At 72.5% G+C, this 13,929-nt stretch carries 9 protein-coding genes; 7 read left to right on the plus strand and 2 right to left on the minus strand.

The window, feature by feature from the left end; translation table 11 throughout:
- Positions 1-675: 675 nt before the first annotated feature.
- Positions 676-2,124, minus strand: a complete 1,449-nt coding sequence (gene hflX / locus ACFPZN_RS44425; protein ID WP_378288946.1) for a GTPase HflX — start codon at positions 2,122-2,124, stop codon at positions 676-678.
- 342 nt (positions 2,125-2,466) lie between these two features.
- Here hflX and aceB point away from each other — a divergent pair, with 342 nt between their 5' ends.
- The 5 genes from aceB (at position 2,467) to ACFPZN_RS44450 (ending at position 9,412) form a co-directional block, all read left to right on the plus strand.
- Positions 2,467-4,074, plus strand: coding sequence for a malate synthase A (gene aceB / locus ACFPZN_RS44430; RefSeq protein ID WP_378288948.1), 1,608 nt, complete (start codon positions 2,467-2,469; stop codon positions 4,072-4,074).
- A gap of 156 nt (positions 4,075-4,230) precedes the next feature.
- Entirely contained in the window at positions 4,231-5,748 is a 1,518-nt protein-coding gene (locus tag ACFPZN_RS44435; protein WP_378288950.1) for an FAD-linked oxidase C-terminal domain-containing protein, read from the plus strand.
- A complete protein-coding gene (locus tag ACFPZN_RS44440; RefSeq protein ID WP_378288953.1) occupies positions 5,748-7,076 on the plus strand; it encodes an FAD-binding oxidoreductase in 1,329 nt (442 codons plus the stop codon). Before ACFPZN_RS44435 ends, ACFPZN_RS44440 begins: the two co-directional genes overlap by 1 nt.
- Positions 7,076-8,392 carry a (Fe-S)-binding protein gene (locus tag ACFPZN_RS44445; protein ID WP_378288955.1) on the plus strand — a complete coding sequence of 439 codons (1,317 nt, stop codon included), beginning with the start codon at positions 7,076-7,078 and terminating at the stop codon, positions 8,390-8,392. Before ACFPZN_RS44440 ends, ACFPZN_RS44445 begins: the two co-directional genes overlap by 1 nt.
- 195 nt (positions 8,393-8,587) lie before the next feature.
- Positions 8,588-9,412 (plus strand): hypothetical protein, encoded by an 825-nt coding sequence (locus ACFPZN_RS44450; protein WP_378288957.1) that lies wholly within the window; start codon positions 8,588-8,590, stop codon positions 9,410-9,412.
- A 93-nt stretch (positions 9,413-9,505) separates the two neighbouring features.
- Here ACFPZN_RS44450 and ACFPZN_RS44455 read toward each other — a convergent pair whose 3' ends face one another.
- The gene (locus tag ACFPZN_RS44455; protein WP_378288959.1) at positions 9,506-10,483 is read right to left on the minus strand and encodes a hypothetical protein; all 978 of its coding nucleotides are present in this window, start codon (positions 10,481-10,483) and stop codon (positions 9,506-9,508) included.
- Positions 10,484-10,584: 101 nt separating this feature from the next.
- Between ACFPZN_RS44455 and ACFPZN_RS44460 the strand changes: the two genes are divergently transcribed.
- Both ACFPZN_RS44460 and ACFPZN_RS44465 read left to right on the plus strand, forming a co-directional pair.
- Positions 10,585-11,214: a TetR/AcrR family transcriptional regulator gene (locus ACFPZN_RS44460; protein WP_378288962.1), complete on the plus strand. Its 630-nt coding sequence runs from the start codon at positions 10,585-10,587 to the stop codon at positions 11,212-11,214.
- Between the two features lie 511 nt (positions 11,215-11,725).
- Positions 11,726-13,804 (plus strand): sensor histidine kinase, encoded by a 2,079-nt coding sequence (locus ACFPZN_RS44465; RefSeq protein ID WP_378288964.1) that lies wholly within the window; start codon positions 11,726-11,728, stop codon positions 13,802-13,804.
- Positions 13,805-13,929: the final 125 nt, after the last annotated feature.

The following is a 13,929-nucleotide window of genomic DNA, read 5'->3' on the forward strand; positions in this document are numbered from 1 at the left end:
GGCCGCCGGGCCGGGGTACGGGCGTGCCATGGCGCGCGGGAGCGGGTTTCCTGCTCGCGGGTCCATACCTGCCATGACGTGGGCCACCTGCTCTCGTTCCGGAATGCCGACTGGGTGCCGGCGATTCACCGCTGGAGGGTCGGGTGATCGGATGATCACCATGAGCAACGAGACCGGAGATATCGGTTTCGTCACGGTAGTGCACTCGAGGCCCGGCGGACAACCTCTGTTCGGCGAACGCGGCCACCGCGGGAAAGGTTCCAGGGGAGCGGGGGGTGGCAGGCTGGGAGGGCCGTGCGTTCACACTGGTCACCGGCGTACGACAACCGGACAATGGTCGCACATTATCAAAAAACCCAAGCACCATCCGGTCATCGTGCATCGCCGCCCTCGCCCCGCCCTGGTCCTATGACCGTACGGATTCCAGGGACGGCGTCAAGCGGAATGCAGAAGCTGTCACCGTTCGGCGACCACCATTCGGTATTTCGTCCGGCTCCTTACCCGAATTTGGATGAGACATAGAGCGACCGTTGGTCTGGCCGAAACCCGGTGGGAGCCCTTCGTCAAACCGGCGGCCGAGCCGCTCGCCTACCGTTCGTACACGAAGAGCGCCGCCCCTCCCGAACGGGGAGGGGTGGCGCCCCAGGGTCGTTCGACGGCCGCACGGCCGCCTGTTCAGAGGGTGGCGGTGGGGGCCAGGTCCTCGTATCGCTCCAGCTCATTGGCCAGGTCCTCGGGCACGCGGGCGTGCAGGACCGTGCCCTCGGCGAGGTGCTCCTGCTTGAGGACCTCGCCGCGCTCGTGTGCGCGCGCGACCAGGTCACCGCGCTCGTACGGCAGCAGCACCCGCATCTCCCGCTCCAGGCCGGGCAGGTCGGCCTCGATGGCCTCGCGGAGCCGGTCGATGCCGAGTCCGGTGCGGGCCGAAACGACCACGCTGTGCGGTTCGCGCAGCTGCAGCCGGGCGATGGCGAGATCGTCCGCGGCGTCCGCCTTGTTGATCACGATGATCTCGGGGATGTCCTGCGCCTCGATCTCGCGCAGCACCTCCCGCACCGCGTCGATCTGCGCCTCGGGGTCGGGGTCGGAGGCGTCCACCACGTGCAGGATCAGCCCGGCGTCGGTGACCTCCTCCAGGGTGGAGCGGAACGCCTCCACCAGCTGGTGCGGCAGGTGCCGGACGAACCCGACCGTGTCGGCCAGGGTGTAGGTCCGCCCGCCCGGGGTCTGGGCCCGGCGGACGGTCGGGTCGAGGGTGGCGAACAGCGCGTCCTCCACCAGCACGCCCGCGCCGGTCAGCCGGTTGAGCAGGGACGACTTGCCCGCGTTGGTGTAGCCCGCGATGGCCACCGCCGGGACCTCGTGGCGGCGCCGCTCGCGGCGCATCGCCTCGCGCCCCTTGGACATGCCCTCGATCTGGCGGCGCAGCTTGGCCATCCGGGTGCGGATCCGGCGCCGGTCCAGCTCGATCTTGGTCTCACCGGGGCCGCGGCCGCCGATGCCCACGCCGCCGGCGGCCCGTCCGCCGACCTGGCGGGACAGGTTGCCGCCCCAGCCGCGCAGCCGCGGCATCAGGTAGCTGAGCTGGGCCAGCTCCACCTGCGCCTTGCCCTCGCGGCTCTTGGCGTGCTGGGCGAAGATGTCCAGGATCAGCGCGGTCCGGTCGATCACCTTGACCTGGACGGTCTCCTCCAGGTGCCGCAGCTGGCCGGGCGCCAGCTCGCCGTCGCAGATGACGGTGTCGGCGCCGGTGGAGATCACGATGTCGCGCAGCTCGGCGGCCTTGCCGGAGCCGATGTAGGTCGCCGGGTCGGGCCGGTTGCGGCGCTGGACGAGAGCCTCCAGCACCTGCGAGCCCGCCGTCTCGGCGAGCAGCGCCAGCTCGCGCAGGGAGTTCTCGGCCATCTCGGCCGTGCCCTCGGTCCAGACGCCGACCAGGACGACGCGCTCCAGCCGGAGCGCGCGGTACTCCACCTCGGTGACGTCGGTCAGCTCGGTGGAAAGGCCCGCCACACGGCGCAGTGCCCGCCGGTCCTCCAGGTCGAGCTCGCCGGTCAGCGGCTCGTCTTCCTCGTACGTACCGGTCACTCGGGGCTCTTGTTCTTCAGGGAAGGCTTCAGTCATATGTCCTCTGTTAAACGCCGCGAAGCGGCTGTGTCTTCCCGGCGATGGTCTCACGCGGGCCCGCGTAGGTCATGCGATTATCCCCGCCGATCCCGCAGCTCACGCCTGCTGGGGCGCGGCGGCCGGTCCCGGTCCCGTCGTGCCTGCACGCCGCTCCGGCTCTTCGCGCGGCGCCTCCGCCGTCCGGCCCTGCCCGGCGGGGCGGTTGGCGGGCGGTGGCTGGGAAGACCTTCCGGGGACGCCGGGATGCTCGGCCGGGGGTGCTTTGACCGGCATCCGTACCGCCAAGTAGCGTTCTTCACACAACAGAAGTCGAATTTCACTATACGAAAGGGCAGGCAGATGGCTGCACCCGAAGGGGTCGAGATCACCGGTACCCTCCGCGACCGATACGACGAGATCCTGACGCCCGACGCGCTCGGCCTCCTCGCCGCCCTGCAGCGGGAGTTCGGCGAGCGGCGCGAGCTGCTGCTGCGGGCCCGGGCCGAGCGCCAGGAGCGGCTGTCGGCGGGCGGCACCCTGGACTTCCTGCCGGAGACCGCCGGGGTCCGGCAGGACGACGCCTGGCGGGTCGCCCAGCCGGCGCCCGGCCTCGAGGACCGCCGGGTCGAGATCACCGGGCCGACCGACCGGAAGATGACCATCAACGCGCTCAACTCGGGCGCCAAGGTGTGGCTGGCCGACTTCGAGGACGCCAACACCCCGCTGTGGGACAACATGCTCCAGGGCCAGCTCAACCTGCGTGACGCCCTCGACCGCACGATCGACTTCACCGACGCCAGGAGCGGCAAGTCCTACGCGCTCAAGGACGACGGCGAGCTGGCGACGATCGTCGTGCGGCCGCGCGGCTGGCACATGGAGGAGAAGCACCTCCTGGTCGACGGCAAGCCGATGTCGGGGTCGCTGTTCGACTTCGGCCTCTACTTCTTCCACTGCGCGCGGCGGCAGTCCGAGAAGGGCAAGGGCCCCTACTTCTACCTGCCGAAGATGGAGAGCCACCTGGAGGCGCGGCTCTGGAACGACGCGTTCAACCTCGCCCAGGACACCCTGGAGATCCCGCGCGGCACCATCCGCGCCACCGTGCTGATCGAGACGATCCCGGCGGCGTTCGAGATGGAGGAGATCCTGTACGAGCTGCGCGACCACTCGGCCGGGCTGAACGCGGGCCGCTGGGACTACCTCTTCTCGGTGATCAAGAAGTTCCGGGACCGGGGCGAGGACTTCGTCCTGCCGGAGCGGAACGCGATCACGATGACCGCCCCGTTCATGCGCGCCTACACCGAGCTGCTGGTGCGCACCTGCCACAAGCGCGGCGCGCACGCGATCGGTGGCATGGCGGCGTTCATCCCGTCCCGGCGGGACGAGGAGGTCAACAAGATCGCGCTGGAGAAGGTGCGGGCGGACAAGACCCGCGAGTCCGGCGACGGCTTCGACGGCTCCTGGGTGGCCCACCCGGACCTGGTCCCGGTCTGCCGGGAGGTCTTCGACGGCGTGCTCGGCGACCGTCCCAACCAGCGCGAGCGGCTGCGCGAGGACGTCCGGGTCTCGGCCGCCGACCTGCTGAACGTGGCCGCGACGCCGGGCGACATCACCGAGGCGGGGCTGCGCAACAACATCGACGTGGCGCTGCGCTACCTGGCGACCTGGCTGGACGGGGCGGGCGCGGTGGCGATCCACAACCTGATGGAGGACGCCGCGACCGCCGAGATCTCGCGTTCCCAGGTGTGGCAGTGGATCTACAACGGGGTCACGCTGAAGGAGGGCGAGAAGGTCACCAGGGAGCTGGTCGAGCGGCTGCTGGAGGAGGAGCTCGGCGCGATCCGCGCCGAGCTCGGCGACGCCTACAACGAGCCGCGCTACAACCAGGCCGTGGCGCTGTTCAAGGAGGTCACGCTCGCCGACGAGTACTCGGAGTTCCTCACGACCCCGGCGTACGAGCGGATGCCCTGAGCGGCGGGCGGACGCCCTGATCGCCCGCGCCCGCGCCGCCGGGCTGGCCCCGCCGAGGCGAGGCCCGCAGGACGGGCCGCCCGTCCCCGCACGCCGGGACGGGCGGCCGCGGGGCCGATCTTGCGGTCGTTCACGCACGGGAGCATGGTGGACACGATGGAACCGACACCCGACGCATCCCAGACATCGGACGCATTCGAGTCGTCACAGGCGGCCGAGGGCGCGGCCGCGCTGCGCGCCCTCGCCGCGCGCTTCACCGCCCTGCTGGGCGACGACGCCGTGATCTCGGACCCGGTGCGGCTGCGCACCTACGAGTGCGACGGCCTGACCACCCACCGGGCGATGCCGGGCCTGGTCGTGCTGCCCGGCACCGCCGAGCAGATCGCGCAGATCGTGCGGGCCTGCGCCGCCGCGGGGATCCCGTACGTGGCGCGGGGTTCGGGCACGGGGCTGTCGGGGGGCGCGCTGCCGCGCACCGACGGGGTCCTGATCGTCACCTCCCGGATGCGCCGGATCCTGGAGATCGACGTCGAGAACCGGCGGGCGGTGGTCGAGCCGGGCGTGATCAACCTGGACGTGAGCCGGGCCGCGCGCCCGTACGGCTACTACTTCGCGCCCGACCCGTCCAGCCAGCAGATCTGCTCGGTGGGCGGGAACGTGGCGGAGAACTCCGGCGGCGCGCACTGCCTGAAGTACGGCTTCACCGCGCACCACGTGCTGGCCTGCGAGATCGTCACCCCGGACGGGGAGATCACCGAGCTGTCGGCCGACGACCCCGGCTACGACCTGCTGGGCGTGTTCGTCGGCGCGGAGGGCACGCTGGGCATCACCACCAAGATCACGGTCCGGCTGACCCGGGTGCCGGAGACCGTGCAGACGCTGCTGGCGGCGTTCACCTCGATCGAGGCGGGCGGCACCGCGGTGTCGGCGATCATCGGCGCGGGGATGGTGCCGGCCGCGATCGAGATGATGGACGCGCTGTCGATCGAGGCGGCCGAGGCCGCCGTGCGCTGCGAGTACCCGCCGGGCGCGGGCGCGGTGCTGATCGTGGAGCTGGACGGCCCGGCGGCCGAGGTGGAGCACCAGTTCGCGCAGGTCGAGAAGCTGTGCCGGGACGCGGGCGCGTTCGAGATCAGGGTGGCGGCCGACGACGCCGAGCGGGCGCTCATCTGGAGGGGGCGCAAGTCGGCGTTCGCGGCGGTGGGCCGGATCAGCCCGGCGTACCTGGTGCAGGACGGCGTCATCCCGCGCACCGCCCTGCCCGAGGTCCTGGCGGGAATCGACGCGCTGTCGGCGGAGTCGGGCGTACGGGTCGCGAACGTGTTCCACGCCGGTGACGGCAACCTGCACCCGCTGGTGCTGTTCGACGACGCCGAGGAGGGCGCGGCCGAACGCGCCGAGGAGGTCTCCGGGAAGATCCTCGACCTGTGCATCGAGCACGGCGGTTCCATCACCGGGGAGCACGGGGTGGGCGTGGACAAGTCGCGCTACATGCCCCGCATGTTCACCGAGACCGATCTGGACACGATGCAGATGGTGCGGTGCGGTTTCGATCCGGCCGGGCTGTGCAATCCGGGCAAGGTGTTCCCGACGCCGCGGCTGTGCGGCGAGGTGCCCGGGTTCCGCAAGGGGGTCCACCCTCTGGTCGCGCAAGGGAAGGCGGAGCAGTTCTGATGCCGGGCAGCGGAAGCGGCCGAGAGCGTGGCGCCGGAGCGCGCGGCACCGAAGCGGGCAGCACCAGCGTCGGCGCGGCTAGGGGGCGTCCCAGGAAGGCCGGGCGGGCCGCGGCGCTGAGCGCGCTGGCGAAGGTCTGCGGCGACGTGCGGCCGGGCGAGCCGGAGGAGGGCGTCCTCGGCGTCGTCCCGGCGATCGTGGCCGCGCCCGCGACCGTGGCGGAGGCCGCCGAGGTGATGCGGACGGCCGCCGGGAAGGGCCTGGCGGTGGTGCCGCGCGGCGCGGAGACCAGGCTGGACTGGGGCACGCCCCCGGACCGTTGCGACCTCCTCCTCGACACCTCCCGTCTGGACGCGGTCGTCGAGCACGCCGCCGGGGACCTGGTGGCGACCGTCCAGGCGGGGCTGGGAACCGACCGGCTGGCCGAGGTGCTGGCGGAGCAGGGGCAGCGGCTGGCACTGGACTTCCCGCTGCCCGGCTCGACCGTCGGCGGCACGATCGCCGCGGCCGCCGCGGGGCCGCTGCGCCTGCTGTACGGCTCGCCCCGCGACCTGGTCATCGGGCTGACGGTGATCCGCGCGGACGGCCGGGTCGCCCGCTCCGGCGGCAAGGTCGTCAAGAACGTGGCGGGCTACGACCTGGGTCGGCTGTTCAGCGGCTCGTACGGAACGCTCGGGCTGATCGTGGAGGCGACGTTCCGGCTCCATCCCGTTCCGGTGGCGCGCGCGTACGTTACCCGGGCGGTTCCCGACGCGGCGGGCGCGCGCGAGGCGGTCCAGGCGGTGCTGCACTCCCCTACCGCTCCGAGTGCGCTGGAGGTCGCCGCCCAGGGCGGAGGCGTCGTGATCGGGGTGCTGCTGGAGGGCGTCGAGGCGGGGGTGACGGCCCGTACCGCCCAGATCACCGCCCTCTTGGGCGCGGACGCGAAGGTGGGCGAGGAGCCCCCCGAGTGGTGGGGCGCCTACCCGGACGGCACGACGCTGATCGACGTCACCTCCCCGCCCGCGGCGCTCCCCGGACTCCTGGCCGCCGTAGAGGAGACGGGCCCTGGCGCTTCGCTCACCTGGTCCGCCGACGGTCGCGGTCATGTCGGCCTGTCGTCCGAGACGACCCCTGGGCAGGCCAAGGACGCCCTGGAACGGCTCCGTTCCCTCCTCATCGGCGCCCCGCACCGTGGCGGAGCCGTCGTCCGCTACGCGCCCGAGACCGTACGAGCGGAACTCGACCTGTGGGGGCCGGTCCCGGCGCTGTCCCTGATGCGCCGGGTCAAGGAGCAGTTCGACCCGGAATACCGCCTGTCCCCCGGCCGCTTCGTGGGAGGCCTGTAGTGAACGACGAGGAAACGCCCGCACGGCGGGAGCTCCCCCAGCTGATCGGCGACTGCGTGCACTGCGGGTTCTGCCTGCCGACCTGCCCCACCTACGTGCTGTGGGGCGAGGAGATGGACTCCCCGCGCGGCCGCATCAACCTGATGGACCAGCACGTCCAGGGCACGCCGCTGTCCGGGCCGATGGTGGAGCACTTCGACCGCTGCCTGGGCTGCATGGCGTGCGTGACGGCCTGCCCTTCGGGGGTCCAGTACGACCGGATGATCGAGATGACCCGCGCCGATGTGGAACGGGAGCATCCCCGGTCGCTGCCCGAGCGCGCCCTCCGCGAGACGATCTTCAAGCTGTTCCCGTACCCGAACCGGCTGCGGGCCCTGCGCGGGCCGCTGCGCGCGTACCAGTGGACGGGCCTCGACCGCCTCGTCCGGCGTAGCGGCCTGTTGGAACGCCTCTCCCCCTCGCTCGCGGCGATGGAGCGGCTCGCGCCTCCCCTCTCCCGTGCTCCGCGGCTTCCGGAACGGGTGGCGGCGCGCGGCGGGCGGCGCGCCACCGTGGGCATGCTCACCGGCTGCGTCCAGCGCGAGTTCTTCCCGGGGGTGAACGCGGCGACGGCGCGGGTCCTGGCCCTCGAGGGCTGCGACGTGGTCATCCCGCGCGCGCAGGGCTGCTGCGGCGCGCTTTCGCTGCACTCGGGACGGGAGGACGAGGCGAAGGAGTTCGCGCGCCGCACGGTCGTGGCGTTCGAGCCGGTCGACGTGATCGTGGTGAACGCGGCGGGCTGCGGCTCGGCGATGAAGACGTACCGCGACCTGCTCGCCGACGACCCCGAGTGGGCGGGGCGGGCGGACGCGCTGTCGGCCAAGACCCGCGATCTGGCCGAGTTCCTGGCCGAGCTGGGCCCGCGGGCGGAGCGGCGTCCGCTTCCGGTCACGGTCGCCTACCACGACGCGTGCCACCTCTCCCACGCGCAGGGCGTGCGGAGCCAGCCGCGCGCGCTCCTGGCCGGGATCCCGGAGCTGGAGGTCCGGGAGATCGCCGATCCCGACATCTGCTGCGGGTCGGCGGGGACGTACAACCTGCTCCAGCCCGAGGCCGCCGCCGAACTGGGCGACCGTAAGGCGGCCGGGGTGCGCGCCACGGGCGCCGACCTGCTGGTCGCCGCCAATCCCGGCTGCTCGATGCAGATCGCGACGGCGCTGGAGCGGCAGGGCGTGCGGCTTCCGGTGGCGCACACCGCCGAGGTCCTGGACGCCTCGCTCCGCGGCTCGGGCACGGCGGGCCTGCTGCGCGACCACGCCCGCTCCGCGACGTCCTGAGGCGGCCGGGGACGGCCTGACGCGGCCGTTCCCGGCGCCGGGCCGGGGGACGTCCGGAGGCACTTCGCGCACAAAAGCTCCCGCCGAACCCCCCACTGGGGGACATATGCCGCCAATCGGCCATCCTGTAACGTGGTCTGCCCGCCAGGCAAGTTTGCACTTACCTTCCGGAGAGGCCGAGGAGTACGGGAAGCCATGTCCAACAGGCCGATGCCCCCGGGAATGCCGCCAGGGCCGCCAGGGCCGCCGCCGGGAAGGCCGGGGAGGCCGGGACCACCCGGCCGGCACCCCGGAACCGGGCCCCTGCCCCGCGGCCACCGTTCCCACCGCCGCCGCAAGAAGCGCGGGGCGGCCAGGCTGGGCATCGCCGGAGCGCTCACGGGCGTGGTCGGCATCGCCGCCATCGCGGCCGGGATCGTCGTCTTCCGCCCGGACGACGGCGGACCCGGAGGCTCGGGCGGTGGCGGCGCTCCATCGCTCAACGGGGGGACTCAGGACGCGCCCGGCTCCGTCAGCGCGCCCCAGACCGGGCCCGTCCTCAGCGTGACCACACCGGAGGGCTACGGGTACGGCCTCGCCGCCATAAGGGCGGGCGTGGACCAGAAGCCCTTGAGCGACAGCCCGCCCCTGACAGAGAACGGCATGACCTACGCGTACGCCGACTACGTCCTCACCAACAACCAGAGGCGTCCCGCCCTCCTCGACCATCCGGCCGACCTGTTCATGCCCCGCTCCCAGGTAGCGGAGTCCGCGCGCGAACGCTGCATGCCGCAGCCGGGCATCCCCGAGGACATGTGCACGCTGCCCAACCGCAGCGTCGTCACGGCCCGCGTCAACGGCTCCGAGCCTCCGCTCAAGGAGGCCGGGGACACCCTCATACCGGCCGGTGCGTCCTACGTCGTGCGGGTCGCCGCGGACCTTCCCGTGAAGGACGGCGTCAAGCCCGAGGACCTCAAGCTCTACGTGTGGAACGCGCGCTACACCAGTGACCGCAAGGGCATCGAGCTCGCATTCCCCTAACCCCTGCGTGGGCCAGGGCGAACGCCACCGGCCGGCGACGCGGGGAAAGCGTCACCGGCCGGGCATTGCCGTTCTGCCTCGCCTCAGCGGGTCTCAGGAAGCCATGGCGGGCTCGCGTTCGGGCGCCTCGGCCGGCTTGCCGCGCGACCGCAGGCCGCCCAGGCCGAGCAGGACCAGCCCCGCGACCGCCCAGCTCAGCAGGACGATCAGCGGCCCGGTGGACCCGGCGCCGTCGAAGTAGGCCACCGAGCGGAGCAGCGTGGCCGCCGCGCCGGGCGGGAGCAGCTGGCCGATCTCGCCCCAGGGCTGGGGCAGCAGTTCGGGCGCCGAGGTGGCCCCCGACAGCGGGTTGCCCAGCAGCAGGAGCGTCAGCGCGCCCAGTCCGATCCCCGCGCGCCCGACCGCCGACGCCAGGCCGGAGACCGTCGCGGAGACGGCCAGGATGGCCAGCGCCATGACCGACGCGACGAGCAGGTAAGAGCCCGGCAGTACCGACAGCCAGCCCTGGGCCAGCCAGGTGGCGCCGAGGCCGCCCAGGACGGCGAAGGACACCAGGCCCACCGCCCGCGCGCCGACGCCGGAGACGCCGAAGAACAGCAGCACGGCGGCGGCGAGGCTCGACATGATCAGCGGCAGCGCGAGGGCGCCGAAGCCCGCGCCGCGCGGGTCGTCCGAATCGATCGGGACCACGTCCTGGACGGCGCCGCCCCTGGCGCCCGACATCTGCTGCGCCATCTGCGTGAGCTGCTGGGAGATCACCGGCGAGGCCGCCGAGGCCGTCAGCACGCGCGGACCGGACGGGGTGGTGACGATGGCGCCGTAGGCCTCGCGGTCGGTGAGCGCGGCTCGGGCCGCGGCCTCGTCGGCGACGCCGGTGACCTTGAACGCGCCGGGGAGCTCGTGCTCGAGCCGCTGGGCCACGGCCGCGGCCTGCGGGCCCGCCGTCACGATGGGCACGTCGTGCGGCGCGGAGCGGACGGCGGGCCACGAGAAGGCGAGGATCATGAGCAGTTGCAGCACCGCCGCGCCGAGAGCGACGCCCACGGCGCGCTGGATCGGGGAGGTGTTCACGGCCGCCTCCTATAAAGCGAATATCCGTTCTCTTTGATCTCCCCAGCGTCACACCGGCATGGCGAGTTGTCAAGAACGAACATTCGTTTTAAATTGGTCCCATGCCACGAGTGAGCGAGGAGCATCTCGAGCGGCGCAGGCAGCAGATCCTGGACGCCGCCCGGGCCTGCTTCATTCGCAAGGGCGTCCACGAGACGTCCATGCAGGACATCTTCACCGAGTCCGGGCTGTCGGCCGGGGCGGTCTACCGCTACTTCAAGAGCAAGAACGAGATCATCGAGGCCATCACCTGCGCGGTCATCGGCGACCTGCACCTGTTCCTCGGCGACCTCGTGAACCGCGACCCCGTCCTGCCCCTGGACGAGGTGGTGGTCCGGATGGCGCGCACCATGGTGGCGATGTCGGGCCCCGACGGCACCGTCCGGCTGGCCCCGCAGGCCTGGGCCCTGGCGATGTACGAACCGGACCTGCGCGGATACGTCCGCGACAACATCACCAACCTGCGCGCGCACTTGATCACCTACGTGCGGCGCTGCGCGGAGGCCGGCCTCCTGCCGCCGGACACCGACGCCGAGGCCGCCGGCAGGACCCTCTTCGGGATCCTCCCGGGATTCCTGCTGCAACTGCTCATCACCGAGGACGTCGACCCCGAGCAGCTCCGCCTGGGCGTCCGCACCGTGATCAACAGCGGCCTGCTGGCGCAGCGCGACGACACCGTCCCCCAGGCCTGACCCCGCGCCCGGGCGCCGTCCCCTGAGATCCGTCCCCTGGGACCTGTCCCCTGAGACCTGTCCCCGGCGGCCCGATCAGGTCTCCGAGGCGATGACGGCGGCCCCCGAGGCACGCGCCGAGGACGCTCCGGAAGCGAGGTCCGCGCACCTTACCGGCGGGACGGTCTTGCCGTGGGGCGGGCGTGTCCGGTACCTCTTTCTCGACGGATCACGACATTCCGGGCATGGCCCGTGGTCGGCCCTGCCGTGATCCGGCCCCCGCCGCCCCCCGCGCACGCCCGCCCCGTCCCCCGCATCCTCGGACATCGCCTCCCGTGTACCCCGTGACCTGCACGAGATCCCCCGTGACCTGGACGAGACCGCTTCCCGGGTGCTCCTCCGGAACCCGTGAAGCGTCGTCAGTGTCGGCGGGTCCGGGTCCCGCTGTCCTGAGGCGGACGCCCTCAGGGCACCGGGACACCCACCAGGACGTTTTAACATTCCATTACTTTTGAAAAGCCGGGGAGTGCGCATGGTCACCGAGGATCGCGGGGGCGGCGGCGCCCGCTGGGCGCTGCCGGTCGCCGTCGCCGCCGTGTGCGCCGCGGTCGCCTCGCTGATCAGCGGCCTGTGGCTGCCCGAGGCCCGCCGGATGGTGTGGTGGCATCCGGAGATCGTGGTGGCGGTCATGTGGACCCCGGTGGCGGCGTTACTGCTGCGCCACCGGCCCGGCCTGGCGGTCGGCCGGCTGATGCTGGTGTGCGGGGCCAGCGCGGCCGTCTACGTGCTGGCCCTCAACCTCGGGCCGCTGTTCGAGCTGCGCGGCTGGCCCGGGGCCGGGTTCCTGAACTGGCTCGGGGTGTGGCTGTGGGCGGTCGACACCTTCGGCCTCACGCTGATCCTCCCGCTGATCTTCCCGGACGGGCGGCTGGTGTCGCCCTGGTTCCGCCCGGTGCTCGCGGCGGCGTGCGCCGTCCCGCTGATCGTCTGCGTGCACCTGACCGTCGACCCCGGCGCCCGGCGCTTCCACAACGGCGTCTCGGTCTACCCGTTCCAGGACATCCCCCTCGCGATCAGCGCGGTCATCCTCGGCACGCTCGTGCTCGGCCTGCTCTCGGTCGTGCTGCGCTTCATGACCTCGCCGCCGGACGTGCGGCGGCAGATCGGCTGGGTGATCTACCCGGGGGTGCTGGCGCAGGCGATCATCTACGTGGGCGAGACCACCCCCATCGGCGACCCGCTGCGCAACATCACCATCGCCGCGGTGCCGCTGTGCGTGGCGATCGCGATCACCCGCTACCGGCTGTACGACATCGACCTGGTGTTCAGCCGGACCCTGGTCTACGCGGGGCTGGTCGTCGTGATCACTGGCGTCTACTTCGCGCTGGTCGGCGCGGCCAGCCACGTGCTTTCCGGGCACGGGCCGCTGGCCGGACTGGTCGGGGCGATCGCGGCGGGCGCGGTCTTCGAGCCCGCCCGGCGGCGCCTCCAGCGCGCCGTGGACCGGCTGCTGCACGGCGAGCGCGACCCGTACCGGATCGCCGACCTGCTCAACCGGCGGCTGCAGACCACCTCCGACCCGTCGGCCGCGCTGGCCACCGCCGTCGCGGTGGCGCGCGAGGCGCTGCGCGCGTCCGGCGCGGTGATCGAGGTCCTGGACCGGGACGGCCATGTCACCGCCACCGTCGAGGACGGCGCGCTGGGCGAGCGCCCCCAGCTGATCCCGCTGGTGTGGCACGGCGAGCCCGTCGGACGCCTGCTGTTCGGCGTGACCCGGCCGCCGGACGCCCGGCTCGCGGGCGTCCTGGCCCGCAACCTGGCCGAACTGACCAGCGCCGCCCGGCTCGCCGCCGACGTCCAGCGGTCCCGCGAGCGGATCCTGCGGACGCGCGAGGAGGAGCGCCGCAGGCTGCGCCGCGACCTGCACGACGGCCTCGGCCCCACCCTGGCCAGCCTGGCCATGACCGTGGACGCGGCGCGCATCACCCTCAAGACCGACCCCGAGGCCGTGGACGCCCTGCTGGAGAACCTGCGCACCACCATGGGACGCACCATCGGCGACATCCGCGAGCTGGTGTACGGCCTGCGCCCGCCCGCACTGGACGACCTCGGCCTGGCCGGGGCCATCAGGGCGCTCGGCGGGGTCGTGGCCACCGGGGACGGCCCGGCCGTGGACGTCCAGGTGGAGGGCGACCTGGACAAACTGCCCGCCGCCGCCGAGGTCGCCGCGTACAGGATCGTGCAGGAGGCCCTCACCAACGTCTACCGCCACGCCAAGGCCGACAGCGCCGTCGTCCGGCTGTACCTGAACGGGGACCTGCACCTGTGCGTCCGCGACAACGGTGTGGGGATGTCCGCGAACGCGCGTTCGGGCGTGGGGATGTCGTCGATGCAGGAGCGTGCTGCGGAGATCGGCGGTTCCTGCACGGTCGGCCCGGGGCCCGAGGGGGGCACCATGGTCCGCGCCAGGCTTCCCGTCGGGCTCAATGGATCGGGCGGGGCCGATGAGACCAATGGGTCCAATGGGGCCAACGGGGCCACGCCGGCCGCGGCGAACGGCGAAAGCCCTGGAACGGCTGTGAGCAACGGAAACGGCGGCAAGGCGGGCTAGGAGCAATGCCGGGTAGTTAAGGGCTTGGGGTGGGCGTCAACTCAGGTGGGTGGAGGATGTCGATGGTGAGGGTCGCCCGGTGGTTGGTGCGGTCGACCTGGCCTTTTGCCCGGTGTTTGGAGATC

This window comes from Actinomadura rugatobispora (assembly GCF_042656285.1).
GTDB classification, from domain to species: domain Bacteria; phylum Actinomycetota; class Actinomycetes; order Streptosporangiales; family Streptosporangiaceae; genus Spirillospora; species Spirillospora rugatobispora.

What these genes read in the sequence shown, in the direction of transcription:
- hflX (WP_378288946.1), bottom strand. Translation starts at nt 2,124, where the DNA reads ATGACTGAAGCCTTCCCTGAAGAACAAGAGCCCCGAGTGACCGGTACG.
- aceB (WP_378288948.1), top strand. Translation starts at nt 2,467, where the DNA reads ATGGCTGCACCCGAAGGGGTCGAGATCACCGGTACCCTCCGCGACCGA.
- ACFPZN_RS44435 (WP_378288950.1), top strand. Translation starts at nt 4,231, where the DNA reads ATGGAACCGACACCCGACGCATCCCAGACATCGGACGCATTCGAGTCG.
- ACFPZN_RS44440 (WP_378288953.1), top strand. Translation starts at nt 5,748, where the DNA reads ATGCCGGGCAGCGGAAGCGGCCGAGAGCGTGGCGCCGGAGCGCGCGGC.
- ACFPZN_RS44450 (WP_378288957.1), top strand. Translation starts at nt 8,588, where the DNA reads ATGTCCAACAGGCCGATGCCCCCGGGAATGCCGCCAGGGCCGCCAGGG.
- ACFPZN_RS44460 (WP_378288962.1), top strand. Translation starts at nt 10,585, where the DNA reads ATGCCACGAGTGAGCGAGGAGCATCTCGAGCGGCGCAGGCAGCAGATC.
- ACFPZN_RS44465 (WP_378288964.1), top strand. Translation starts at nt 11,726, where the DNA reads ATGGTCACCGAGGATCGCGGGGGCGGCGGCGCCCGCTGGGCGCTGCCG.